This is a genomic window from Streptomyces sp. NPDC085932 (assembly GCF_044540525.1).
GTDB lineage: Bacteria > Actinomycetota > Actinomycetes > Streptomycetales > Streptomycetaceae > Streptomyces > Streptomyces levis.
The window spans coordinates 538285-559749 of the sequence record NZ_JBITSJ010000004.1 but is presented as its reverse complement, the minus strand read 5'-3'; the positions used below and the strand labels follow the sequence as shown (position 1 = coordinate 559749).

The 21465-nt window shown below is 73.3% G+C and carries 22 protein-coding genes and 1 tRNA gene; 11 read left to right on the top strand and 12 right to left on the bottom strand.

What is annotated here, in order from left to right; genetic code table 11:
- Positions 1–118 precede the first annotated feature (118 nt).
- The 4 genes from ACIGAQ_RS22820 to ACIGAQ_RS22805 all read right to left on the bottom strand — a co-directional run bounded on the left by ACIGAQ_RS22820 (position 119) and on the right by ACIGAQ_RS22805 (position 3110).
- On the bottom strand, positions 119–1294 hold the full coding sequence (locus tag ACIGAQ_RS22820; protein ID WP_311682801.1) for a lipid-transfer protein: 1176 nt from the start codon (positions 1292–1294) through the stop codon (positions 119–121).
- On the bottom strand, positions 1291–1674 hold the full coding sequence (locus ACIGAQ_RS22815; RefSeq protein ID WP_362275747.1) for a MaoC family dehydratase: 384 nt from the start codon (positions 1672–1674) through the stop codon (positions 1291–1293). Before ACIGAQ_RS22815 ends, ACIGAQ_RS22820 begins: the two co-directional genes overlap by 4 nt.
- The gene (locus ACIGAQ_RS22810; protein WP_399785481.1) at positions 1671–2585 is read right to left on the bottom strand and encodes a bifunctional MaoC family dehydratase N-terminal/OB-fold nucleic acid binding domain-containing protein; all 915 of its coding nucleotides are present in this window, start codon (positions 2583–2585) and stop codon (positions 1671–1673) included. The genes ACIGAQ_RS22815 and ACIGAQ_RS22810 overlap by 4 nt, the downstream gene beginning before the upstream one ends.
- Positions 2586–2783: 198 nt before the next feature.
- Positions 2784–3110 (bottom strand): hypothetical protein, encoded by a 327-nt coding sequence (locus ACIGAQ_RS22805; protein WP_311682793.1) that lies wholly within the window; start codon positions 3108–3110, stop codon positions 2784–2786.
- Positions 3111–3487: 377 nt separating this feature from the next.
- On the opposite strand from ACIGAQ_RS22805, the gene ACIGAQ_RS22800 reads away from it, so the two are divergent.
- The 5 genes from ACIGAQ_RS22800 to ACIGAQ_RS22780 all read left to right on the top strand — a co-directional run bounded on the left by ACIGAQ_RS22800 (position 3488) and on the right by ACIGAQ_RS22780 (position 6322).
- Positions 3488–4348 (top strand): bifunctional DNA primase/polymerase, encoded by an 861-nt coding sequence (locus ACIGAQ_RS22800; protein ID WP_399785477.1) that lies wholly within the window; start codon positions 3488–3490, stop codon positions 4346–4348.
- Between the two features lie 105 nt (positions 4349–4453).
- A complete protein-coding gene (locus tag ACIGAQ_RS22795; protein ID WP_399785474.1) occupies positions 4454–4894 on the top strand; it encodes a hypothetical protein in 441 nt (146 codons plus the stop codon).
- Between the two features lie 9 nt (positions 4895–4903).
- On the top strand, positions 4904–5443 hold the full coding sequence (locus ACIGAQ_RS22790) for a DinB family protein (RefSeq protein ID WP_399785471.1): 540 nt from the start codon (positions 4904–4906) through the stop codon (positions 5441–5443).
- A 44-nt stretch (positions 5444–5487) separates the two neighbouring features.
- Positions 5488–5709 carry a hypothetical protein gene (locus ACIGAQ_RS22785; protein ID WP_311682777.1) on the top strand — a complete coding sequence of 74 codons (222 nt, stop codon included), beginning with the start codon at positions 5488–5490 and terminating at the stop codon, positions 5707–5709.
- Between the two features lie 40 nt (positions 5710–5749).
- Positions 5750–6322, top strand: coding sequence for a GNAT family N-acetyltransferase (locus ACIGAQ_RS22780; RefSeq protein ID WP_399785468.1), 573 nt, complete (start codon positions 5750–5752; stop codon positions 6320–6322).
- Positions 6323–6501: 179 nt separating this feature from the next.
- Here ACIGAQ_RS22780 and ACIGAQ_RS22775 read toward each other — a convergent pair whose 3' ends face one another.
- On the bottom strand, positions 6502–10827 hold the full coding sequence (locus ACIGAQ_RS22775) for a hypothetical protein (protein WP_399785465.1): 4326 nt from the start codon (positions 10825–10827) through the stop codon (positions 6502–6504).
- A gap of 471 nt (positions 10828–11298) precedes the next feature.
- Between ACIGAQ_RS22775 and ACIGAQ_RS22770 the strand changes: the two genes are divergently transcribed.
- From ACIGAQ_RS22770 to ACIGAQ_RS22760, 3 genes are all read left to right on the top strand, one after another.
- Positions 11299–11730 (top strand): hypothetical protein, encoded by a 432-nt coding sequence (locus ACIGAQ_RS22770; protein ID WP_399785909.1) that lies wholly within the window; start codon positions 11299–11301, stop codon positions 11728–11730.
- Positions 11731–11830: 100 nt separating this feature from the next.
- Complete coding sequence (locus ACIGAQ_RS22765; RefSeq protein ID WP_399785907.1) at positions 11831–12049, top strand: ferredoxin; 219 nt, start codon at positions 11831–11833, stop codon at positions 12047–12049.
- Between the two features lie 15 nt (positions 12050–12064).
- On the top strand, positions 12065–12841 hold the full coding sequence (locus tag ACIGAQ_RS22760) for a PIG-L deacetylase family protein (protein ID WP_399785462.1): 777 nt from the start codon (positions 12065–12067) through the stop codon (positions 12839–12841).
- Here the strand turns inward: ACIGAQ_RS22760 and ACIGAQ_RS22755 are convergent.
- The 5 genes from ACIGAQ_RS22755 to ACIGAQ_RS22735 all read right to left on the bottom strand — a co-directional run bounded on the left by ACIGAQ_RS22755 (position 12836) and on the right by ACIGAQ_RS22735 (position 16334).
- Positions 12836–13594 (bottom strand): glycosyltransferase, encoded by a 759-nt coding sequence (locus tag ACIGAQ_RS22755; protein ID WP_311682769.1) that lies wholly within the window; start codon positions 13592–13594, stop codon positions 12836–12838. The two genes, ACIGAQ_RS22760 and ACIGAQ_RS22755, sit on opposite strands and share 6 nt — an antisense overlap.
- 168 nt (positions 13595–13762) lie before the next feature.
- Complete coding sequence (locus tag ACIGAQ_RS22750) at positions 13763–14152, bottom strand: hypothetical protein (protein ID WP_362275768.1); 390 nt, start codon at positions 14150–14152, stop codon at positions 13763–13765.
- A 148-nt stretch (positions 14153–14300) separates the two neighbouring features.
- The gene (locus ACIGAQ_RS22745; protein ID WP_399785458.1) at positions 14301–14615 is read right to left on the bottom strand and encodes a hypothetical protein; all 315 of its coding nucleotides are present in this window, start codon (positions 14613–14615) and stop codon (positions 14301–14303) included.
- A gap of 186 nt (positions 14616–14801) precedes the next feature.
- Positions 14802–14888, bottom strand: a tRNA-Ser gene (locus ACIGAQ_RS22740).
- 63 nt (positions 14889–14951) lie between these two features.
- Positions 14952–16334 (bottom strand): S1C family serine protease, encoded by a 1383-nt coding sequence (locus ACIGAQ_RS22735; protein WP_399785455.1) that lies wholly within the window; start codon positions 16332–16334, stop codon positions 14952–14954.
- Between the two features lie 290 nt (positions 16335–16624).
- Between ACIGAQ_RS22735 and ACIGAQ_RS22730 the strand changes: the two genes are divergently transcribed.
- From ACIGAQ_RS22730 to ACIGAQ_RS22720, 3 genes are all read left to right on the top strand, one after another.
- The gene (locus ACIGAQ_RS22730) at positions 16625–17452 is read left to right on the top strand and encodes a glycerophosphodiester phosphodiesterase (RefSeq protein WP_399785452.1); all 828 of its coding nucleotides are present in this window, start codon (positions 16625–16627) and stop codon (positions 17450–17452) included.
- Between the two features lie 168 nt (positions 17453–17620).
- Positions 17621–18259: an ATP-binding protein gene (locus ACIGAQ_RS22725; protein ID WP_362275776.1), complete on the top strand. Its 639-nt coding sequence runs from the start codon at positions 17621–17623 to the stop codon at positions 18257–18259.
- A 176-nt stretch (positions 18260–18435) separates the two neighbouring features.
- Entirely contained in the window at positions 18436–19419 is a 984-nt protein-coding gene (locus tag ACIGAQ_RS22720) for a DUF5926 family protein (RefSeq protein WP_399785449.1), read from the top strand.
- 235 nt (positions 19420–19654) lie between these two features.
- Here ACIGAQ_RS22720 and ACIGAQ_RS22715 read toward each other — a convergent pair whose 3' ends face one another.
- Positions 19655–20260 carry a hypothetical protein gene (locus ACIGAQ_RS22715; RefSeq protein WP_399785446.1) on the bottom strand — a complete coding sequence of 202 codons (606 nt, stop codon included), beginning with the start codon at positions 20258–20260 and terminating at the stop codon, positions 19655–19657.
- Positions 20261–20315: 55 nt separating this feature from the next.
- Positions 20316–20981 (bottom strand): bifunctional DNA primase/polymerase, encoded by a 666-nt coding sequence (locus tag ACIGAQ_RS22710; RefSeq protein ID WP_094054865.1) that lies wholly within the window; start codon positions 20979–20981, stop codon positions 20316–20318.
- Positions 20982–21465: the final 484 nt, after the last annotated feature.

Here is a 21465-nt window from a genome sequence, read left to right as displayed (position 1 = left end):
GCGGGGCGGTGCCGGGCGGATCGGCCGCAGGTCCCGAAGCGGTGTCCCCCTCAGGTTGTAGGGGTGGGGGTGACTGCACCTCCTGTAGGTGGAGCGGCGGGCCCGGCGTACTGCGGGTTCACCCCTGGGGGTCGGCGGTCAGGACGAGGCCCGACGTGGGCACGCCGGTGCCCGCCGTCACCAGGACCCGCCGGGCACCCGGCACCCGGTTCACCGCCGTGCCCCGGAGCTGCCGGACGGCCTCCGCGATGCCGTTCATGCCGTGCAGGTACGCCTCTCCTAGCTGACCGCCGTGGGTGTTGAGCGGCAGCCGGCCCCCGGCCACGAAGCCGGCCGCCTCGCCGCGCCCGCAGAAGCCGAACTCCTCCAGTTGCATCAGCACGAACGGCGTGAAGTGGTCGTAGAGGATCCCCACGTCGATGTCGGCCGGTGTGAGCCCCGAGGTGCGCCACAGCCGCCGGGCCACGACCGCCGCCTCGGGCAGGACGGCGAGGTCGCCGCGGTAGAAGCCGGTCATCTGCTCCTGCGCGCGTCCGGCACCCTGGGCGGCCGCGGCGATCACGGCGGGCGGGTGGGGCAGGTCGCGGGCCCGTTCGACGGAGGTGACGACGAGTGCCTGCCCGCCGTCGGTCTCCTGGCAGCAGTCCAGCAGCCGCAGCGGTTCGGCGATCCAGCGGGAGGCGGCGTGCTCGGCGAGGGTGAGGGGCCGGCCGTGGAAGTACGCCGCCGGGTTGGTCGCCGCGTAGGCGCGCGCGGTGACGGCCACGTGCCCGAACACCTCCGGTGTCAGGCCGTGCACGTGCAGATAGCGCCGGGCCGCCATCGCCACCCAGGAGGCCGGGGTGAGCAGGCCGGACGGCAGGGTCCAGCCGAGCGCCGCGCCCTCCGCCGAGGGTTCCCGGTGCCGTACGCCGGAGCCGAAGCGGCGGCCGGAGCGCTCGTTGAACGCCCGGTAGCAGACCACCACGTCCGCCACGCCGGCGGCGACGGCGAGGGCGGCCTGCTGGACGGTGGCGCAGGCCGCGCCGCCGCCGTAGTGGACGCGGGAGAAGAAGGAGAGCTCACCGATGCCGGCCGCCTGCGCGACGGTGATCTCGGGGCTGGTGTCCATGGTGAACGTGACCATGCCGTCCACGTCGGCCGGGGTCAGCCCCGCGTCCGCCAGGGCCGCCCGCACCGCCTCGACGGCGAGGCGCAGTTCGCTGCGGCCGGAGTCCTTGGAGAACTCGGTGGCTCCGATGCCGGCGATCGCCGCGCGTCCGCCGAGCCCGTCCTCCCGTCCGCGCGGGCTCATCCGGGGACCCTCACCGTCACCGTGCCGGTGACGTGCGTGCCGATGCCGTTCGCGCCGGTGACCCGGACGGTCGCGAGGTCCCCGTCGACCTCCTCCACCGTGCCGGTCAGCACCAGCGTGTCACCGGGGTGGTTGGGCGCGCCCAGCCGGATGGCCACCCGGCGCAGCTCGGCCCGGGCGCCGAAGTGGTCCGTGATGTAGCGGCCGACCAGGCCGTTGGTCGTCAGGATGTTCATGAAGATGTCGGGGGAGCCCCTGCGCCGGGCCGCGTCCGGGTCGTGGTGGACGTCCTGGTAGTCACGGGAGGCGATCGCCCCGGCGACGATCAGGGTGCGGGTGAGGGGGATCTCCAGGGGCGGGAGGCGGTCGCCGGCCTTCATCGCGCCACCCCGCGGAAGACCGGCAGGACCAGTTCCTCGTCGAAGCGCCGGAACTCCAGCCGTACCGGCATGCCGATCCGCACCTGCTCGTGCTCCACCCCGACCAGGTCGCCGACGATCCGCACGCCCTCGGCGAGCTCGATCAGGCCGACCGCGTACGGCGGGTCGAAGGCGGGGAAGGGCGGGTGGTGCATCACCACGTAGGAGTGGACGGTGCCCGTGCCGCATGCGGCGACGGTGTCCCAGTCGGGACAGCCGCAGTCGTTGCACCCCGGCAGCCAGGGGAAACGCAGTCGGGCGCAGCCGGCGCAGCGCTGGATGAGCAGCTCGTGGCGGGCCACGCCCGCCCAGAAGCCGGCGTTGTCGCGGTTGACGACGGGGCGGGGACGTTTCTCCCGCGGTGGGTCCGGCCGGTGCGCGGGGGCGTACTTGAGGATGCGGAAGCGGTGGGTGCCGGCCGGTTCGCCGTTCGCCCGGACGTCCGTGCGGGTGGTGACGAAGTAGCCGGTGCCGAGCCTGGTGCTCTTGCGTTCCGAGACGGACTCGATGACCGAGTCGTAGGTGATGCGGTCGCCCGGGCGCAGGGGGCGCAGGTACTCCTGCTCGCAGTCGGTGGCGACCACGGCCTCGTGGCCCGAGGCGTCGAGCAGGTGGAGGAGTTCGTCGTAGGCCGCCGCGCGTTCCGGGCGGCGGGACAGGCCCGCCATGGTCCAGGCCTGCAGCATGGTGGGCGGCGCGACGGCGTCCGGTCCCGTGTAGGCCGGGTTGGTGTCGCCCATGGCCTCGCACCAGTGCCTGATCATGGGCTGGTTGACCGGGTCGCGGCCGGCCCCGGTGGCGGCCGCCGGCCGGCCCGCGTAGGCCTTCAGGCGTGCCTCGAACTCCTCGTCGATCTCCGGCTCACCGTTCACGGTTTCTGACTGTCCGTCAGATCTGATGCTCCGTCAAGAGGCGGGTCCTTCGGCACGGCGCGGACGGCCGGGGCGGGAGGACCCGGAGCACGGAAGAACGCCTGCGCGGCGGTACCGGAGCACCGCCGCTCAGACGCTTGTCACCCCACGAAGCACACCCCCACCCGGACGGCGGGCCGGCGCACCGGCCCGCTCAGCTCACCACCACAGCGGGGCGAAGCTGACGGCGGTGTTGGCGTTGCCCTGGTTGACGGCCGTGAACGCCGAGCCGTTGACCTGGGCCGTGTTGCTCTGGTTCGAGGCGCCCTCGCCCACGGCCTGCTGCTGGGTGGTCGCCGCGTTGCCGAAGTTGTCACCGCCGACGCCGCTGCCGAGGATGCCCTGCTCGGCCTCGGTGACGGCGGCGATGGATCCGTTGTCCGCGAAGGCGCCGTTGTCCGCCGTCGCGACGCCGGCGAAGAGAGCGGCCGCGAGCGGAAGGGCGGAGACGGCGGCGATGACGCGGGCGGTACGGATGCTTGCCATGTTGTGGTCCCTCCAGGACTTCGAGAACGGTGCGCACCGGCTGATGACCGTGAGTGCGCGAAGTGCTGCTGAAGTACTGCTGCCACCAGGGAAGTTGGCCGGCCGCCCTGGCTTTCTGCGCGACGTCGCGCATCCAGACTTGCCCCCCGAATCCCCGGCGAACCACCCCGGAAGCCACCATTCGCACGCAAGCGTGAGGACAAGTCGATAAACCCCTTCGCTTCACTTCCGTCCCGAACAGGGGCGGAAAGGGGCGTTCGAACCCAGGTGCCGCAAGGGACGAAGCGTTCCCGCACGTTTCGGGCACAGCACCCCCGCCCGGCGTGTCACGGCCGCTCCCTCTTTCCTTTTTCGAACGTACGTACGAAACTAGAGTCATGGCCACCACCGACCGGCAGGCCACGACGCTGGCCCTCGCACACGCCCTGTCAGCCGCCGAGCGCGGGCTGGCCGTCATCCCCCTGTCGCGCACCAAGCTGCCCGCGCTGCGCTCCCCCCACCGCGACGACCCCTCCCCCTGCCACGGCGAGTGCGGCCGCCTCGGCCACGGGGTGTACGACGCCTCCAGCGACCCGGCCCGCATCCGCGAGCTGTTCGCCGCCGCACCCTGGGCGACCGGCTACGGCATCGCCTGCGGCCTGCCCCCGCACCATCTGATCGGCGTCGACCTGGACGTGAAGACCGGCACGGACTCCTCGGCCGCCCTGCGCGAGCTGGCCCTGCGGCACCTGTTCACGATCCCCCCGACGGTGGTCGTGCTGACCCCCTCCGGCGGGCGCCACCTGTGGCTGAGCGGCCCGCCCGACGTGGTCGTCCCCAACTCGGCGGGCCGCCTCGCCCCCGGCATCGACATCCGGGGCGCCGGCGGCTACCTCGTCGGCCCCGGCTCCCGCACGGACCGGGGCGTCTACGCCGCCGCGCCCGGCACCGCCCACCTGCCCCCCGCCCGCTGCCCGCGCTCCCTGCTGCGGCTGCTGCTCCCGCCGCCCCGCGCCCACCACCCCACATCGGCGGCGGCCGGCGGACACGGCCAGGGCCTGGTCCAGTTCGTCCTGGCCGCGCACGAGGGCCAGCGCAACACCCGCCTGTTCTGGGCGGCCTGCCGGGCCTACGAGGACGGCTTCGGTCCGGCGCTCGTGGACCCCCTGGTCGAGGCGGCCCTGAACACCGGCCTGTCCGAGCGCGAGGCCCGGGCGACGATCGCGTCGGCGGCCCGGCTGACGGGACACCGGCCGTGACCCGACCCCCGTCGGCGGCCCGGCCGGCGGGACACCGGCCGTGACCGGAGCCCTTCCCCTGAGCACCGAAAGACCCCCATGCACCCGTACGGCAACACGCCGGCCATGGCGCTCACCCGCCTCGTCCTGGCCTCGGGCCGCTCGGTGGACCTCGCCGAGCTGCGCTTCTCGTCGACCTACGGCGACCTCCCGGCCGGTTATCCCTGCAAGCCGGTGAACGACCTGCGCATCGCCCGCCTGGTGCGGGCCGCCCGGCGGGCGGCCCGCCCCGGCACGCCGGTGCATCTGGTGCCGCCCGTGCGCGAGTACCCCGACCAGTACGCGGGCGGCCTCGGGCCCGTGGAGGTGCTGCCGGCCGTGGCCTGTCTGGGCACGTTCCGGTCCACCGCCCTGGACCCCGGCCGCGACCCGGTCACCTACCGCTCGCACCTGGTCGTCGTCTGGTTCCAGGCCACGACCCGCCTGCCGTCCGGCTGCGACGCGGAGCCGGCGCTGCGGGACCTCGACTGGGCGGCACTGGCCCGGGACGCCCGGACCGTTGCGTAGGGTCGTGCGATGAGCGTCTCCCGCACGGAACTGCTGCGCGAGCAGTTCGAGTTGACCTGGTCGTTGTTCGAGTACCACCTGGAGCGGCTGGAGCCGGAGGACTTCCTCTGGGAACCCGCGCCGCTGTGCTGGACGATGCGCCGGGCCGCCGACGGCACCTGGACCCCGGACTGGGCGGACACCGAACCCGACCCCGTGCCGGTGCCCACGATCGCCTGGGTGAGCTGGCACATCGGCTGGTGGTGGAGCGTCGCCCTCGACCACGCGCAGGGCCGGCCGCCCCGCGACCGCGCCGACGTGGTCTGGCCGGGCGAGGGCGCCCCGGCCGTCACCTGGCTGCGGGAGCTGCGCACGCGGTGGCTGTCCGCCCTGGACGGCCTGACCGAGACGGACCTGGACGCCACGGCCCCGTTCCCGTGGCCCGAGGACCCCCGGTACACCGTGGCGCACATGGTGGCGTGGGTGAACACGGAACTGACCAAGAACGTGAGCGAGATCGGCCAGCTGCGGCTGCTGCGAGCGGCCTCGGCGGTACGTCCAAATGACTAACCGCACGTCTGTGACCTGCGAGAAGACGGTTCGTTGAAGCGGGCATGCGAACTCGTCTGCTCTCCCGTGCCGCTGTGCTGCTGATCGCCCTCGTCGTCCTCCAGGGCGGCTCGCCCGCCCTGGCCGGTGAGGGCGGCGGCGGTGGCAGCCGGTCGGGTTCGATCGATCCGCTCACCCCGTTCGCGCAGGGCGCCTCCGCGCTCGCGGGCATGGCCCAGCCGTTCTACACCGCGTTCAGCCAGGCCGTCTCGCCGCCGAGGTCCTGATCCGGCGGCGCCTCCGCGCGGCCCGTGACATCGTGAGGGCATGAGCATCGAGGTGCGCCCCGCGACGGACTTCGAGGACGTCCGCGCCGTGCTCGGCCCGAAGTCGCCGACCGCGAACGTCTGCTGGTGCCTGAGCTACCGGATCCCCTCCAAGCTCAACAACGAACTGCGCGGCCCGGCCCGCGGCGCCTACGTCGCGGAGCTGTGCCGCGCGGACCCGCCCCCGGGCGTGCTCGCCTACGACGGTGACGAGCCGGTCGGCTGGGCCGCCGTCGCACCGCGCGCCGAGACCTCCTTCGCCCGCAACCGCAAGATCCCGCACCTCGACGACCTGCCCGTCTGGTCGCTGTGGTGCGTCCGGGTCCGCCCCGGCCACCGCAAGCAGGGCATCTCGCACGCCCTGATCGCCGGAGCCGTCGACTTCGCCCGGGCACACGGGGCACCGGTGATCGAGGCGTACCCGCTCGACAACGGCGACGCCAAGGTCGACCTCACGATGGCCTACGCCGGTCTGCGGAAGAACTTCGAACGCGCCGGCTTCACCTGGGCGGCGGCCACCACCTCGGTCCTGGCCGGTCATCCCCGGGTTCTGATGCGGCGGGACCTGCGCTGAGAAAAGACCCGACCGCTGGCGACGGGGGATGCACCAGCGGTCGGGCTATGGCCAAGGGTAACAAGCGCTTGCCCAGTGGGGGACGACTGACGGCCCGTAAGCCGCAGTTGTGACTGGTATCACGCAACTGCCTTGACAGTACGGCCTGTTGGGGAAACCGGGGGGAAAACCGGGGCGGGTCAGTCGTCGCACGGCGGATCGTAGGAGAGGCGGGACAGATAGGCGCGCCAGGTGTCCGGCGTGAGCACGCCCCGGGTCATCGAGCAGATGCGGTCCACCGCGCGGCCGACGTCCAGGTCCCAGATCCGGATGGTGTCGGCACCGCTGGACACCCCGAGCAGATGGCTGCTCGGGCTGAACGCCAGGAAGTTGCCGGTCTTGGCGCCGGGGCTCATCGACTGGCCGATCGCGGTGGCCCCGGAGGGGTCCGCGACGTCCCACAGCCGGACGGTGCTGTCGTTGCCGCCGCTGGCCAGGGTGCGGCCGTCGCGGCTGAACGTGAGGGACACGACCGCTTCCGTGTGCCCGGTCAGGCGCTTCTCCTCAAAGGCGCGGGCGGGGTCCGCGACGTCCCAGAGCCGTACGGTGCTGTCGTCGCCGGCGCTGGCCAGGGTGCGGCCGTCGCGGCGGTAGGCGAGGGCGTTCACGGCTCCGCGGTGTCCCCGCAGCGGGGTGCCGATCAGGGTGATCCGGGCGGGGTCGCCCGCGTTCCACAGCCGGATGGTGCCGTCCGCGCTGCCGCTGGCGAGAGTGCGGCCGTCGGGGCTGAACACCAGGAAGTTCACATAGCCCTTGTGACCGGTGAGGGGCGCGCCGAGCGGCCGGGGCCGGGACGGGTCGGCGATGTCCCACAGCCGGATGGTGCGGTCGTCGTGGGCGGTGGCCAGCACGCGCCCGTCGGGGCTGAACGCCAGCGGGTCGGCGTACCGGATGCGCAGGGGAATGGAGGAACGGTACGGAACGGGGTGCCCCGGGTCGCTGAGGTTCCACAGCCGCACGGTCCGGTCGCCGGTGACGGCGGCGACGGTGCGGCCGTCCGGGGAGAACTCCAGCGTGCGCACGCCGTCCTTCCCGGGCCGGAACGGTTCACCGATGCGCACCGGCCCGCCCGGTCTGCGCACGTCCCAGAGCCGGACCCGGCCGTCCCGGCCGGCCGTCGCCAGCACCCGTCCGTCGGAGCGGAAGGAACCCGTCCGGCCGGTCATGTCCGACCGCGGCACCGCCCACAGACGGACCTTGTTGTCGCCCGTGCCGGTGGCGAGGGTGCGCCCGTCGGGGCTGAAGCCCAGCGCGTACATCTCACCGCTGCTGCCCGCCAGCGGCCCCCCGACCTGCGAGGGGTACTCCGGATCGCTGACCTTCCACAGGCTCGCCGTACTGTCCGCGCTGGCGGCGGCGAGCATCGTGCCGTCGGGGCTGAACGCCACGGACCAGATCGGGCCGGTATGGCCGGTGAGCGGCGCTCCGATCGGCTCCGGGCGACGAGAATCGGCCATCTTCCACAGGCGGACCGTGTTGTCCTCGCCGCCACTGGCGAGCGTCCTGCCGTCGGGGCTGAACGCCACGGAGTGCACGAGGGCGCCGTGGCCGGTCAGCGGCCTGCCGAGCCGCTCGGGCCGGTCCACGTCCGACACGTCCCACAGCCGGATCGTGCCGTCGTCGCCGCCCGCCGCCAGGGTCCGGCCGTCCGGGGTGAACGCCACCGAGCGCGCCGCGGCCGTGTGCCCGGTCAGCGGCTCGCCGCGCGCCCGCGGCCGGCTCGGGTCGGCCACGTCCCACAGCCGGACGGTGTGATCGTCGCCGGCGGAGGCCAGCGTCCGGCCGTCCGGGCTGAAGGTGATCAGGTAGATCGTGCCGTCGTGGCCGGTCACGGGCGGGCCCAGCCGCTTCGGCCGGCCCGGGTCCGTGACGTCCCACAGCCGGATCGTGCCGTCGTCGGCGGCGGAGGCCAGCGTCCGGCCGTCCGGGCTGAAGACCGCGCTGCTCACCCAGCTCGTGTGGCCGGTCAGCGGACCGCCCAGGGGCTTGGGGCGGCGGGGGTCGGACACGTCCCACAGCCGGACGGTCCGGTCGTAGCTGGCGGTGGCCAGGATCTTGCCGTCCGGGCTGAACGTCGTGAGGTAGACGGCGCCGGTGTGGCCGATGAGGGGAGTGGCCAGCGGGGCGTTCACGACGGACATCAGGCGGCTGTTCGCGCCCTCGTCGTCCGGCCGGAGCCGGTGGGCGACCAGGTCGAGCTGCGCGGAGAGCGAGGGATCGGTGTCCTGGACGCGGTCGGCCTGGGCCAGCACCTGCTCGAACACGGCGTCGTCGCGCTGTTTGAAGGCGATGACCGCCGACCCGACGGCCAGCATCGCCAGCACGACCAGCGCCGCCACCGCGCCCCGGGTGATCCAGAGGAAACGCCGGCGCAGCCGGAGCGAGGCGGCCAGGAACTCCACCGCGCTGCGGGTCAGGAACGTGTCCCCGGCGGACCTGGCCCAGGTGTCGGCCTGTTCCAGCCGCGAGCCCCGGTAGAGCAGGGAGGTGTCGCGGTCCGACTCCTCCCAGGCCCGGCCGTCCTCCTCCAGGCGCTGGCGCAGCAGATTGCCCTGCCGGTCCTCGTCGATCCACTCGCGCAGCCGCGGCCAGGCGTGCAGTAGCGCCTCGTGGGTGATCTCCACGGTCTCCGCGTCGAGGGTCACCAGCCGGGCGCGGACCAGTGCTTCCAGGGACTCCTCGGTCTTTCCGGGGTCGTTCGACTCGTTCGCGAGCTGCCGCCGGGTGCCGCGCCGCCGCGTGGCCTGGGTGTCCTCGCCCAGCCTGACCAGCCGGAGCAGCAGCAGACGCGCCGCCGTGCGGGCCGCCGGGTCGAGCCGGGACCAGGCCCGCTCGGCGGTCGCCGCGACCGCGCCCTGGATGCCGCCGGCCGCGCGGTAGCCGGCCAGGGTCAGGCGGCCCGCCTTCCTGCGCTGCCAGGTGGCGAGCAGGGCGTGCGACAGCAGCGGCAGCACGCCGGCGTCGTGCGCCCCGCGCGGTCCGTCGGCGCTGACCTCCCGGACGATGAGCTCCGCCAGGCCCGGTTCCAGTTCCAGTCCGACGGCCTTGGCCGGGCCGGTCACCGCCTCGCGCAGCTCGGCGGCGGTGAGCGGGCCGAGCACCATGTGGCGGTGCTGGAGGGCGTCGGCCAGTTCGGGATAGCGCAGGCAGCGCTCGTAGAAGTCGGCGCGGATGCCGAGGACGACGACCGCCGGGGCCGGTTCGCCGGGCCGGGCGGGTGTGCAGGCGGCGTGCAGGACCTCGACGAAGGTGCGCCGCTCGGCTTCGTCCGGGCAGAGGGTGAACGTCTCCTCGAACTGGTCGACGATGACGACCGGCCGGGCACCGGAGGGGGCCTCGCGCCGGGCCCAGGCCGAGACGGCGGCACGGACGGCGCCGGGGAGGACAGGCCGGGGAGCGCGGGCTCCTTCCGCCTCCGCCGCGACCCGCCCGGCCCCCGCCGCGACGACGGGCTCCAGGTCCGGTATCCGCCGGGTCAGCTCCGCGAGCGGATCGGCACCCGGCACGAGCTGCACGACCGACCCGCTCCGCCCGGAACCATCACCCCGACCCCCTCCCCGACCACCGTGCCCGTACCCGGAACCGCCGCCAGGTCCGCCCTGGTCACCCGGACCGTGCCCGGGGCTGCCGGCGGGTCCGCCCTGGTCACCCCGGCCGTGCCCGGCACTGCCGGCCGACCGGACCTCGCCGCCCTGCTCGGGGTCACCGCCCCGGCCGCCGGGACCGGAGGTGTCGCCCTGGCTCTCGGTGTCGGTCTGGTCACCGCGCACCAAGTCCTCGTCGGCCCGGCCGTCGGTCTGGCGGGCCCCGACGCGGCCGCCCCTGCCTCCCCTGCCGTCGTCCCCGGTCAGCGCGCCGTCACGCAGGGCCGGCACCAGGCCGGCGTTCAGCAGTGAGGACTTCCCCGCCCCCGACGCGCCGACCAGCATGACCAGACCGCCCGTGCCGCCCACCGCCCGGAGCTGGGTGACCAGCGCCTGTGTGCTCCGTTCCCGGCCGAAGAACCACCGGGCGTCCTCCCGGCGGTAGGAGGCCAGTCCCCGGTACGGGCACACGCCGCCCGGTGCGGGAGGCGGCTCGGCGGCGGGCCCCTCCTCCGCCGCCGACGCCGCGGGACGTTCGGCGACCGGGTCGGCCACCGCGCGCTCCCACAGTCGCTGCCACTGCGCCAAGTCGTACAGGCCGGGGGAGACCGGCGTCGGCCGCGCTCGCCGCGCCTCGGGTATCAGCACGTGCAGCACCGCCGCGAGGGCGGTGAACTGAGCGGGGACGTTCCGGGCCCGGCGCCAGTCGCTGATCCGCTGGGCGGACACCCGCACGGGCCGCCCGCGTTCGTCGACCCGCTGCAGCCGCCCGACCGACTCGGACACGCGCTTGAGTGGAGGGTTGCCTGCTTCCTTGTACAGCAGTGCGAGGCGTTCCGCGAAGGCGGTGCGTGCCCCCGAGTCGGAACTCAAGGTCTCCACTCCTCACTGGTCACGACGGGTCGCGCCGGGACGTCCGACGTCCGGTCCGGAAAACTCACTCTATACAGCTGACCTGCGGTAATACCCTCCGTTCGACCCCGGAACCTCCCCGTCCAGAGCCGGAAATGGCAGGATCCGGACGCAGCAACGCACCCATCCGGTCAGCTTCCATCCGAGTCGGACGACGGTGACTCCACCGTTCGGCACCGGTCCCCACGAGGGGAGGGACCGGTGTCGGACGACGTGGTGATCCTCCCCTGCGGACGGCGCCCTCCAACCCTGCCGACCGCGTTCTCCGACTCCGCCGACCGGTTCTTTCCCGCCCCCGGGCGCCCTGGATAACTGACGGCCCGTCAGTTATCTTCGGGCTGCCGCAACGCCTTCGCAGCGACGTACAGACGTACAGGGGTGAGCGCAGTGGAGTCACGTCCCGAGAGCCCGCGACCGCAGGGTGCGCCCCGCTGGGTGGCGATGTTCCATCGTCCGGCCACGGATTCCTGGCAGGCGGCCGCCGAGTCGCCCCACCGCGCTCCCGTGCTGCACGCCGTCGGCGAGATGACCCGGACCCTGCGCGCGCGGGGCGAGGAGGCCACCGTCGCCGTCTGGGGGCCCAAGGACGGCGCCTGGCACCGCTACGACGCCCCGGCACGGCAGACGGCCGCGCCCCGCCCGGGCCCGGCGGCCGCACCCGGCGAACCCACCGTTCTCGCCCAGCGGATGACCGGCCGCCGCCACCAGGTCCTCCTCGCCGGGCTGCACGAGGCGGGCCTGTACGAGCTCACGCCCGAGGACGACACGGCCGTCCGGGCCCTCGTCGACGGTCTCGACGAGGGCGCCGTACGCCGGGTCGCCCACTGGCTCGCGACGGCTGCGGGCACGCGCCGGCCGGACCGGCCGGTGTGACCCCGGGCCGGTTCGACCGGAGGCCCGCTGGGCAGTCACCTGGTGATGCCCACGGCTCGTGACGCCGTCCGGAGGGGGACAAAGGGTCATGAAGGTCGTCATGAAGGTCTCCGTCGACCGCGCGCTCTGCTACGGATCCGCCGAGTGCGCCCACCGGGCCCCGGAGGTCTTCGACTTCGTCGACGGGTACGGCGTCGTCCGCCCGGGCCGGGAGCGGACGGAAGGAGCCGACCCGGACGTCCTGGAGGCGGCGGAGAAGTGCCCGAGCCAGGCGATCGGCATCGCCGGAGCACCGCCACCGGCACCGGACCACCCCTAGGCGAGCGGACGCCGGATGCCACCGCCCGACCTCCTCGCGGTCTTCGCACACCCCGACGACGAGTCCCTCGTCGCGGGCGGTGTGCTGGCCCGGCACGCGGCGGCCGGCGCGCGCACGGAGGTCGTCACGGCGACGTGGGCCCCGGACACCCCGCGCGCCGCGGAACTGACCGATGCCCTGCGCGCCCTCGGCACCGGCCCGCCCCGGATGCTCGGGTACGCCGACTCCCGCGTCCCGCACTCGGCCCCGGGCCGGCCCCGCCTCCTGGACGCCCCCCTGGACGACACGGTGCGCCGACTGGTCGCGCACCTGCGCGCCTTCCGCCCGCGGATCGTCCTCACCCACGACGGGTACGGGGGCCTGACCGGCCACGAGGACCATGTGCACACCCACCGGGTGACCCTGCTCGCGGTCCACGCCGCCGGCCTGGAACGCCTCTACCCGGAGGCGGGTGATCCCTGGCGGCCGGAGGCGCTGTACCTGGCCACGCACCCGCACGCGGCCGTCCGTGCCTGGGCCGGTCCACTGGCTCCCACGGGCAAGCGGATGTACACGGTGCCGGACGACGACGTCACCACCGCGGTCGACGTGACCCCGTGGCTGGACCGCAAGGTCGCCGCGATCCTGGCGCACCGCACCGAGGTCGAACGGGGAGCCGCCCCGGGCCTGATCGCCGCACTGGCGGCCCGGGAACGGGCGCTGTTGCTGGGCACGGAGTGGTACACCCGCCTCTCCCTCACGCCCACGCCCCCGGCCGCGGGCACGGACCCGGACGCCGGCCTCTCGTCATAGCGCCGCTCCGAAACTCCACCGCAGACGGGACAGCGCCCGGGCCCGGGTCTCCACGACGGCCATCCGGGCCTCCCGCTCACCCCGCTCCATGTGCGCGGCCTTCCCCGTGACCTGCCCCTCCCACTTCCGGTACAGCAGCCCCACCTCCCGCGAGAACCACCCCCGGCTCACGGCGTTCAGGGCGAGCAGCAGGCCGGTGTCCTCCGAGGCGGGCAGTGCCATCCAGCCGCCGAGCGCGAGCAGCAGCTCCCGCCGCACGAACAGCGAGGCCGGATGGACCGGGGCGAGGAACCCGTTGGCCTTCCAGTACTCCAGCACGTCCCCGCGCTCGATCACCCCCTCCTCGGGGTCGCCCGGGAACCCGGCCGTCGAGCCGTCGGGCAGCAGATCGAGCACCCGGGACGTCACCCAGGCGAGGCCGCGGTCCCCCTCCAGCACCGCCAGATCCCGCGCGAGCACCCCGGGCGCAAGCAGGTCGTCGGCGTCCAGCACCTTCACGTACGCGCCCTCGGCGTGCGCCAGCGCCATGGTCCGGGCCACCCCGGGCCCCCCGCCCCGCCCCTGGCGGAACGTCACCCGCCGGTCCTCGGGCACGTACGGCCGTACGCCGTCGCCCTCCCCGTCCTCCTGGATCACCCAGTGCCACTCCCACCCACCGGGTAAGCGCTGCGCGCACAGCGAGGCGTAGGCCTCCGGCAGGAAGCGGGCATGGGGGCCGTGCACAGCGGTGACGACGACGACGCACCGACTCACAGGGGGCTCACACCCTTTCCGGATACGGGACGCTCCAACCGGAACCGGACACACAAGCGACCCCCGACCGGAGAACCGGGCCGGGGGCCGTGCTCACTGCCGACCGCATGCTACGCCGCCACAGATCGCGTGCCCGCCACAGGCCCCGAGCGGCAGGGCGGTACCCCCTCAACCACCCGTCACAACGGGAACGATCACTGCCGCGATGGCCGACAGCAGACCTGCCACAGCGAGAGCGCCGTTGAACTTCTCTTTGGCTGTAGGGAACACGGAGCGACTCGCGTTGCCGACCTTGCTGCGCAGGACGATCATCTTCATCTTCTGCCACCGGTGCTGACGCTTCGAGCAGCCCATCAGCACGCCGTAGGCATTGTTGCGGCAGTAGGTCTGCCCGTCCCGGTTGAGAGCTCCGCACCAAACCGGCACCTGGAAGGCGGCATAGGCCGAGACGCCGAGTGACAAGGCCACGATCACCGGCAGGGACCATTGCTGGCTCCAGGCGACGATCAGGGCGGCGGCCACCATGTATCCCCAGTACAGATGCACCACTTTTCCCATGAGCACGCAGAGTATCTGCGCATATGCACAGCGCATAGACCCGAATTGGCCACGGCAAACGCCCCTGGCCGTCATGGAGGGGGCGCCGTTCGCGCGGGCCGGCCGGAGTAGTGGCGTGCGCGGGATCTCCGGCTTGGCAGGCGCACTGTCAACCGGCAGCCAGTGAAGAGACCAGCACCGCCCCGAGCCCGAGGACGACCAACTGCACGATGCCAGGAAGGCGCCATCCCAGGGCGAGGAGGCCACCGCCTGTCAGTACTGCGCCGCCCCCCAGAAGCCACATGGCCTGCGACGCCGCCTGCGCCGCACTCGACGGAACGACGCCGTCGCTTTCGTAGCTGTCGGCCCATCCCGCGATTCCGACGCCGTACACCGACCACGCGATGAGCATGAAGTCGATGACGAGCAGCGCCAGGCTGACCCCGATCTGCCGGCCGGTTGACGGCTCGTTCGCCCGTCTCATGCCCACTGCCGTCCCGTCTGCAGGTGACGATCCACTGAGTACATGCGGTCAGCGTGGTGGTTGCAGCGGGCACTGCACATGAGCGCGGGTACTCAGATGCGCCGTTCTCGTCGGGCATCAGGCCGGACATGAGCACGGCCCCCGACCGCACTCACAGGTCAGGGGCCGTGCTCACTGCTGATCAAGCGGAGGCGGTGGGATTTGAACCCACGGTGACATCGCTGCCACGACGGTTTTCAAGACCGTTCCCTTCGGCCGCTCGGGCACGCCTCCCCGCGCCTGCCGTGATCGGCGGCGCGGGGACAAGGGTAACGGGTCGGTGCGGGCGGGCGGGGGTCAGTTGTCGCCGACGCGGGAGCCCAGGGTGACCTCGGTCGTGCGCTCCTTGCCGTCGCGCTCGTAGGTGATCGTGACCTTGTCGCCCGGCTTGTGGGTCCAGATCTCGCCGATCAGCGTGGGACCGGAGTCGATCACGTGGCCGTCGAGCTTGGTGATGACGTCGCCCGGCTTCAGACCCGCCTTGGCGGCCGGGCCGCCCGGCTCCACCGGTGCCGAGCCGCCCGCGCCCTGGTCGGTGATCTGCGCGCCGTCGGAGCTGTCGTCCAGGGAGACGGACGCGCCGATCTTCGCGTACACCGGCTTGCCGGTCCGGATCAGCTCCTGGGCGACGTACTTCGCCTGGTTGATCGGGATGGCGAAGCCCAGGCCGATCGAGCCGGACTGGCCGGTGCCGAAGCCGCCGTTGCCGGTGGACTGGATCGCGGAGTTGATGCCGATGACGTTGCCCTGCGCGTCCAGCAGCGGCCCGCCGGAGTTGCCCGGGTTGATCGACGCGTCGGTCTGCAGGGCGCTCATGTACGACGCCTGGCTGCCGCTGCCGTCGCTGGAGGCCACCGGGCGGTTCTTGGCGCTGATGACGCCCGTGGTCACCGTGTCGGACAGGCCGAAGGGGGCGCCGATCGCGATGGTCGCGTCCCCGACGGCCACCTTGTCGGAGTCGCCGAGGGTGAGCGGCTTGAGGTCGCCGGGGGCGTTCTTGAGCTTGATGACCGCCACGTCGTAGCCCTGCGCGTTGCCGACCACCTGGGCGTCGTACTTCTTGCCGTCCGGGAACGTCGCCGTGACCTTGCCGCCGTCCACGGCGTCCGCCACCACGTGGTTGTTGGTGACGATGTGGCCCTGCTTGTCGAAGACGAAGCCCGTGCCCGTGCCGCCCTCGCCGCTGGTGCTCTCGGCCTCGATCGTGACCGTGCTCGGCAGGGCCTTGGCGGCCACGCCCGCGACCGTGCCCGGGTCGCGCTTGACGTCGCCGCCGCTGCTGGAGGCGGAGACGGTCGTCGAGCCGGTGCTGTCGTCGTTGTTCTTCGCCAGCGTGTAGCCGAGGCCGCCGCCCAGACCGCCCGCGACCAGCGCGGCGATCAGGATCCCGGCGACCAGCCCGCCGCGCCCGCGGCCGGACTTCGGCGCCGGCTGCTGGTACGACGCGCCCCAGCCGCCCGGGCCCGAGCCGGAACCGCCGCCGCCGTGCGGACCGGCCGGCGGCGGGGGCGGGGGCCAGGAGGGGTCGGGGGCGGACGAGGAGACGCCGGGGTGACCGGCATCACCGGGCGCACCCTGTCCGTACGACCCCTGGGGCGCCGGAGCAGCGGGAGCGTCCACCGGCACGGGGGGTGCGGACGGGGCGGGGGGTACCGCGTTGCCCTCGTTCTCGGTGCTCACAGCTTCTCTCCTCGGTCCACGGCTGTTCGTCCTGGGTCGCACTCGGTCACGCCGGTCCACGCCGGTCGACGGGTCCGGCGCGGTACAGCTGTGCTTGTCCCTTTGTATGCCGTCAGCTTTTCCCACAGGCCGTCAGAGCACCATAAGCGGTGGCTGTGGGTCCGGGGCCATTCTTTATATAGGTCATTACTCACGAAAGGGACGCAATCCCAGTGCCTCCGTCCGGACCCGCCCATCCGCCGAGTCCGTCCGACCGGACGCGTACCCACGCGCGGTGGCACCATGACGCGGTGACCCACGCACGCCAGCATCCGATTCAAGTCGTCGCCCACCGCGGGGCCTCCGAGGACGCCCCGGAACACACCCTGGCCGCTTACACCAAGGCGATCGAGGACGGCGCGGACGCGCTCGAATGCGATGTGCGCCTGACCGCCGACGGCCACCTGGTGTGCGTGCACGACCGCCGCGTCAACCGTACGTCCAACGGCCGCGGCGCGGTCTCGGCCCTGGAGCTGGCCGACCTCGCCGCCCTCGACTTCGGCTCCTGGAAGACGCGCGACGTCTGGAAGGGGCGGGACGAGGAACCCGACTGGGAGCACCGCCCGGAGGACCGCGAGGCGACGTCCGTCCTCACCCTGGAGCGGCTGCTGGAACTCGTCGCCGACGCCGGGCGCCCGGTGGAATTGGCCGTCGAGACCAAACACCCCACCCGCTGGGCCGGGCAGGTCGAGGAGCGGCTGCTGGCCCTGCTGAAGCGGTTCGGCCTGGACGCCCCGGCATCGCCGGAGGAGTCGCGGATCCGGGTGATGAGCTTCTCGGCCCGCTCGCTGCAGCGCGTGCGTGCCGCCTCGCCGACCCTGCCCACGGTCCACCTGACGCAGTTCGTCACACCCCGGCTGCGCGACGGCCGGCTGCCCCCGGGCGTGCGGATCGCGGGCCCCTCCGTCCGTATCGTGCGCAACCACCCCGCCCACATCGAGCGGCTGAAACGGGCCGGCCACCAAGTGCACGTGTGGACCGTGAACGAGCCCGAGGACGTGGACCTGTGTGTCGCGCTGGGCGTCGACGCCATCATCACCAACCGCCCGCGCGCGGTGCTGGATCAGCTGGGCCGCTGACCCCCGGCGCCGCCCCAGGGACCACACAAGTCCCACCAGACCCCCGCACACCTCTTGACCTCACCCCTCGACCGACGGGATGCTCCCGTCTCGGCCACACCGATGATTTCCAGCCACGCAGTCACAAGGAGTGCTCCGGCGCGTTCGCTCCGTGTTCGTCCGTGGTGAGTGCGTCACCGGACGTGGATTGGCCGGTTTCCGGTACAGGCCAATGGGGCATCCACACCGTGGCGTGGGGCGAAGGAGGTCTCGGGGGTGGCGTTGGTGGTGGCACAGGAAGTGCCCACGTCGTCGAGCATGGCCGTACCCCATGGCCCTGCGGGCGTGGGGAAAGCGAGACACCGCATGCGGGCGCAGTTGCGCAGCGGCGGCGTAGCGGAATCGGTCATCGACGACGCCGTACTGATCCTTTCCGAGCTTCTGAGCAACGCGTGCAAGCACGGCAGACCCCTGGGCGACGCGCTCGCCGGTGACGGCGACGTCCGGGCCGCGTGGCGCGTGGACCCGGCCGGACGGCTCATCGTCGAGGTCACGGACGGCGGCGGCCCGACCCGCCCCGCCCCCGCGACCCCGTCCGTCACGGCCCACGGCGGCCGCGGGCTGAACATCATCACCGCGCTCGCCGACGACTGGGGCGTCCGGGACGACGCCCGCGGCGAGGTCACGGTCTGGGTCGTCGTCCACGACGACGTGCACGACCCGGACGCCGGCCACCGACGCGACGACTTCGCGACCCGCGTCACCGCCCCGGCCGTCTCCCGCATACCGGGGCTGGACTTCGCGGACGCCTTCGAGGACGTGGACTGAGCGCGGTACGCCGCGACACGGGCCGAGCCCGGCACGCCGCGACATGGACGCGCCGGGACCGACCGAGCCCGGTACGCCGCGCAGGACCCGGCGTTGTCCACAGGACCCCGTCCCCCGGTGCACGAACGGCTAGGCTCGCGACCGTACGAGACGAGCCGTAACCGGGAGACCCATCGATGGCCAAGAAGCGACCCCAGACGAAGGCCAAGCGCCCGCAGACCACGGGCGGCGCCGTCGGCGCCGAGGGAGACGTTCCGGTCGTCGGCGCCCGTGAACCCTGCCCCTGCGGCAGCGGCCGCCGCTACAAGGCCTGCCACGGCCGCGCCGCCGCCCACGCCGTGACCGAACTGGTGCGCCGTCCCTTCGAGGGCCTGCCCGGCGAGTGCGACTGGGTGGCCCTGCGCGAGCTGGTCCCGGCGGCCACGGCGGCACTGCCCCTGAAGGACGGCCTGCCCGAGGGCGTCCCCGCGGTCACGCTGGCCACGGTCCTGCCGATGGCCTGGCCCGCCCTGCGCCGCGACGACGGCTCGGTCCTGCTCGGCCTGCAGAACGACACCTCCTCGGGCGACATCAGCCGCGACCTCGCCGACACCCTCCTGCGCGCCCTGGAAGCGGAGCCGGGCACGCCGGTGCAGGGCCGCCGCGCCCCCGCCGACGGTCCGCGCCTTCAGGACCTGCTCGACGCGGAGGGCGCCTTCGAGCCAGAAGTGCACAGCGGCTTCGAGTTCTGGGTCCCGGACCCGGAGAACGCCACGCCGGAGGTGGCCGCCTCCCTGGAACGGGCCAACGCCGCGGCCATCCCGACCGTCAAGCTCCAGGGCGTGGACGCCGCGTACTGGTGCGAGACGCCGGAGAAGAACCACCTGCGCTGGGTCATGCCGCACCCCGAGGAGCAGCTTCTGGACGCTCTCGCGCGGCTGCACGCCGCGGGCCGTTCCAGCCTCGGCGAGGGCACCCGCCTGGTCGGCTCCTTCCGCGCTCACGGGCTCACGGTGCCGGTGTGGGACCTGCCGAGCGGCGTCTCCGCCGAGGACGTGGAGAAGCCGGCGGCGGAGTTCGCCGAGCGCCTCACGACGGCCCTGGCCACGGACGCGCCGCTGACGGCGGACGAGCGCCGGGCCCGGGGCGGACTCACCAACCGGCAGGTCACGCTCAGCTGACACCGGGCATGCGAACAGGGGCGGCCGGGACACCCGGCCGCCCGGTCTCCCCGCGCCCCGGCGGATCACAACTCCCGTCGCGGACAGGCCAGTCGGTGACTGGAAAGGGCGAGATCGAATTTGCGAACCGCCGATCTCTTGTTACCGTTCCTGTAGCCCGGTTGCTGGTGCATCCCCCGTCGCCAGCAACCGGGTCTTTTCATGGGCCCGATCGCTCACCCGACGCGATGGTGTGTCAACTGCCCGTTCCCATGGGTGAGTTGCTCCCCGAGCGCAGCAGCAGCGGCCCCTGCCCGGCCCGCCGCGCGAACTCCGTGACCGCCGTGTACGCCGCCGGCTCGCCCCGGGCGGGTTCCCGGGGTGTCTCGCAGGTGCCCGGCTCGTCCTCGGCCCCCACGGCACAGGTGATCCGCACGGTACGCGCCTCGGGCCCCATCAGGGTGAGCGCCGCGTCCAGCGCCTCACCGGTGGCGTTGCGGTAGTAGGTCCGCGCCCAGGTCAGCGCACCCTGCGTCATCACGCAGGTCTGCGCCTCGACGCCGTCGGGGGAGGAGAGTTCGGGACCGCAGCGCACGGCGGTCGACAGGCCCCGGCGGGCCGTGGGCGGGTGCGGGGCGGCGGAGGACACCCCGGGCGCCTTGCCGTCGGACGGGGAAGGACGCCGCCCGGCCTGTTCCGCACCGGAGGCGGGCGCACCGCTCGTGGCCCGCTCGGACCGCACGGCCCCGGCCGCCGCCACCGCCAGCGGCAGGGCGACCGCGCACGCCACCCCGACGCCCGCGAGAGCGAGCAGTCGGGTCTTGCGGGGGTCCCGGCGGCGGCCCCGGGAATGACGCGGCATGGCCCCGGAACTTAACGCGCCGGGGCGTGTGCGGCGCCCGGCGCGCCCGACGGCCCTAGAACTCGGGCGCGCTCACACCCGTACGAGTGAGGGCCTCGACCACGGCGTCCACCACGGCCTCGACGTCGGGCACCCACGGGGAGGCCGAGCCGGGCAGCGGCGCCCGCTCCCAGCGGATCTCGCCCTGGCCCGTCTCGGAGGGCGGCAGGGCCAGGTAGCCGCCCTCGCCGTGGAAGCGGAGGGAGCCGGGCACGAAGTCCTTGGCGTAGAGCAGTTCGCCGAGCTGCTCCATGGAATACGGCTTCACCAAAATCGCCCAGCGGGTGGGCGAGGCGACGACCGGGCCGAGCCGCATGCCCGTGCGGTCGAGCGCTTCGAGGGCCCGGGCCGCCGGCAGGGCCGGCAGGGAGACCGCGCAGGGCGCCTTGCCGCCGGTGGCCAGGACGATCGGCGCCGTCGGCCGGTTGCTCCACCACCAGCGCACCATGCGCCCGTCGGTGGTGGCCGCGAGGAGGCCGGGGTCGAAGGGGTGCGCGCCGGGCACCGTGCAGTCGGGGTCGGGGCAGCTGCAGCGGGAGTGCCCCTGCGGGTCCGCCGCCACGCCCGGCAGTACGGGCCACTGCCATTCCGTCGCGTAGGTCAGGGCCGCGCCGATCGGCTCAGGCCTCCCGTCACTGCGCTGGAACAGGAGCCTGCGTCGCCTTCCAGGGATCTCGCGCATGAGCGCTCGTCCTTTCCGTTGCACGCCTGGCAACACCGTGGTCCACATCACAACATGTGTCGATCACTTCACTGTGCGTACCTGTTGGCGCATCACACCCCTGCTTGAAGCAAGGGGAACCCCTATGGGTCGAGCAAGGGCTGCCTCCGCGGCCGTCCCGCCCATACTGCGTCGGTCAAAAGCACGGGCGTGGCGTAGGGGTGGCGAAGTATGGCGTTTGCCGTCGCGCGTATTTCTCTCCGCCTCCGCCACGGGAGGATGGGGCACGGTCGTCGGTGGATAGGACGCCCGGTTCCGTCACCAGGTTCCGGGTGGTTCCCAACCACCCCTGGCCTTCTCCGAGTACGTACCCATCACGACCGTTGTGACGCTCCGTCGAGCAAGCCCAGTCGACCGCAATAAGCCGTCCCCTGCGGCAGTTTTAAGCCAACTTTGCATTTCCGCAAGAGGAAGGGAAGTTGTTCTCTCGGACCTCACGGACACC

Excerpts from the sequence above, each read along its gene's own strand:
- ACIGAQ_RS22785 (WP_311682777.1), top strand. The coding sequence starts at position 5,488 with ATGCGAACTCGTCTGCTCTCCCGTGCCGCTGTGCTGCTGATCGCCCTC.
- ACIGAQ_RS22820 (WP_311682801.1), bottom strand. The coding sequence starts at position 1,294 with ATGAGCCCGCGCGGACGGGAGGACGGGCTCGGCGGACGCGCGGCGATC.
- ACIGAQ_RS22750 (WP_362275768.1), bottom strand. The coding sequence starts at position 14,152 with ATGGGAAAAGTGGTGCATCTGTACTGGGGATACATGGTGGCCGCCGCC.
- ACIGAQ_RS22780 (WP_399785468.1), top strand. The coding sequence starts at position 5,750 with ATGAGCATCGAGGTGCGCCCCGCGACGGACTTCGAGGACGTCCGCGCC.
- ACIGAQ_RS22795 (WP_399785474.1), top strand. The coding sequence starts at position 4,454 with ATGGCGCTCACCCGCCTCGTCCTGGCCTCGGGCCGCTCGGTGGACCTC.
- ACIGAQ_RS22710 (WP_094054865.1), bottom strand. The coding sequence starts at position 20,981 with ATGCGCGAGATCCCTGGAAGGCGACGCAGGCTCCTGTTCCAGCGCAGT.
- ACIGAQ_RS22760 (WP_399785462.1), top strand. The coding sequence starts at position 12,065 with ATGCCACCGCCCGACCTCCTCGCGGTCTTCGCACACCCCGACGACGAG.
- ACIGAQ_RS22800 (WP_399785477.1), top strand. The coding sequence starts at position 3,488 with ATGGCCACCACCGACCGGCAGGCCACGACGCTGGCCCTCGCACACGCC.
- ACIGAQ_RS22765 (WP_399785907.1), top strand. The coding sequence starts at position 11,831 with ATGAAGGTCTCCGTCGACCGCGCGCTCTGCTACGGATCCGCCGAGTGC.
- ACIGAQ_RS22745 (WP_399785458.1), bottom strand. The coding sequence starts at position 14,615 with ATGAGACGGGCGAACGAGCCGTCAACCGGCCGGCAGATCGGGGTCAGC.
- ACIGAQ_RS22790 (WP_399785471.1), top strand. The coding sequence starts at position 4,904 with ATGAGCGTCTCCCGCACGGAACTGCTGCGCGAGCAGTTCGAGTTGACC.
- ACIGAQ_RS22815 (WP_362275747.1), bottom strand. The coding sequence starts at position 1,674 with ATGAAGGCCGGCGACCGCCTCCCGCCCCTGGAGATCCCCCTCACCCGC.
- ACIGAQ_RS22720 (WP_399785449.1), top strand. The coding sequence starts at position 18,436 with ATGGCCAAGAAGCGACCCCAGACGAAGGCCAAGCGCCCGCAGACCACG.
- ACIGAQ_RS22805 (WP_311682793.1), bottom strand. The coding sequence starts at position 3,110 with ATGGCAAGCATCCGTACCGCCCGCGTCATCGCCGCCGTCTCCGCCCTT.
- ACIGAQ_RS22715 (WP_399785446.1), bottom strand. The coding sequence starts at position 20,260 with ATGCCGCGTCATTCCCGGGGCCGCCGCCGGGACCCCCGCAAGACCCGA.
- ACIGAQ_RS22770 (WP_399785909.1), top strand. The coding sequence starts at position 11,299 with ATGTTCCATCGTCCGGCCACGGATTCCTGGCAGGCGGCCGCCGAGTCG.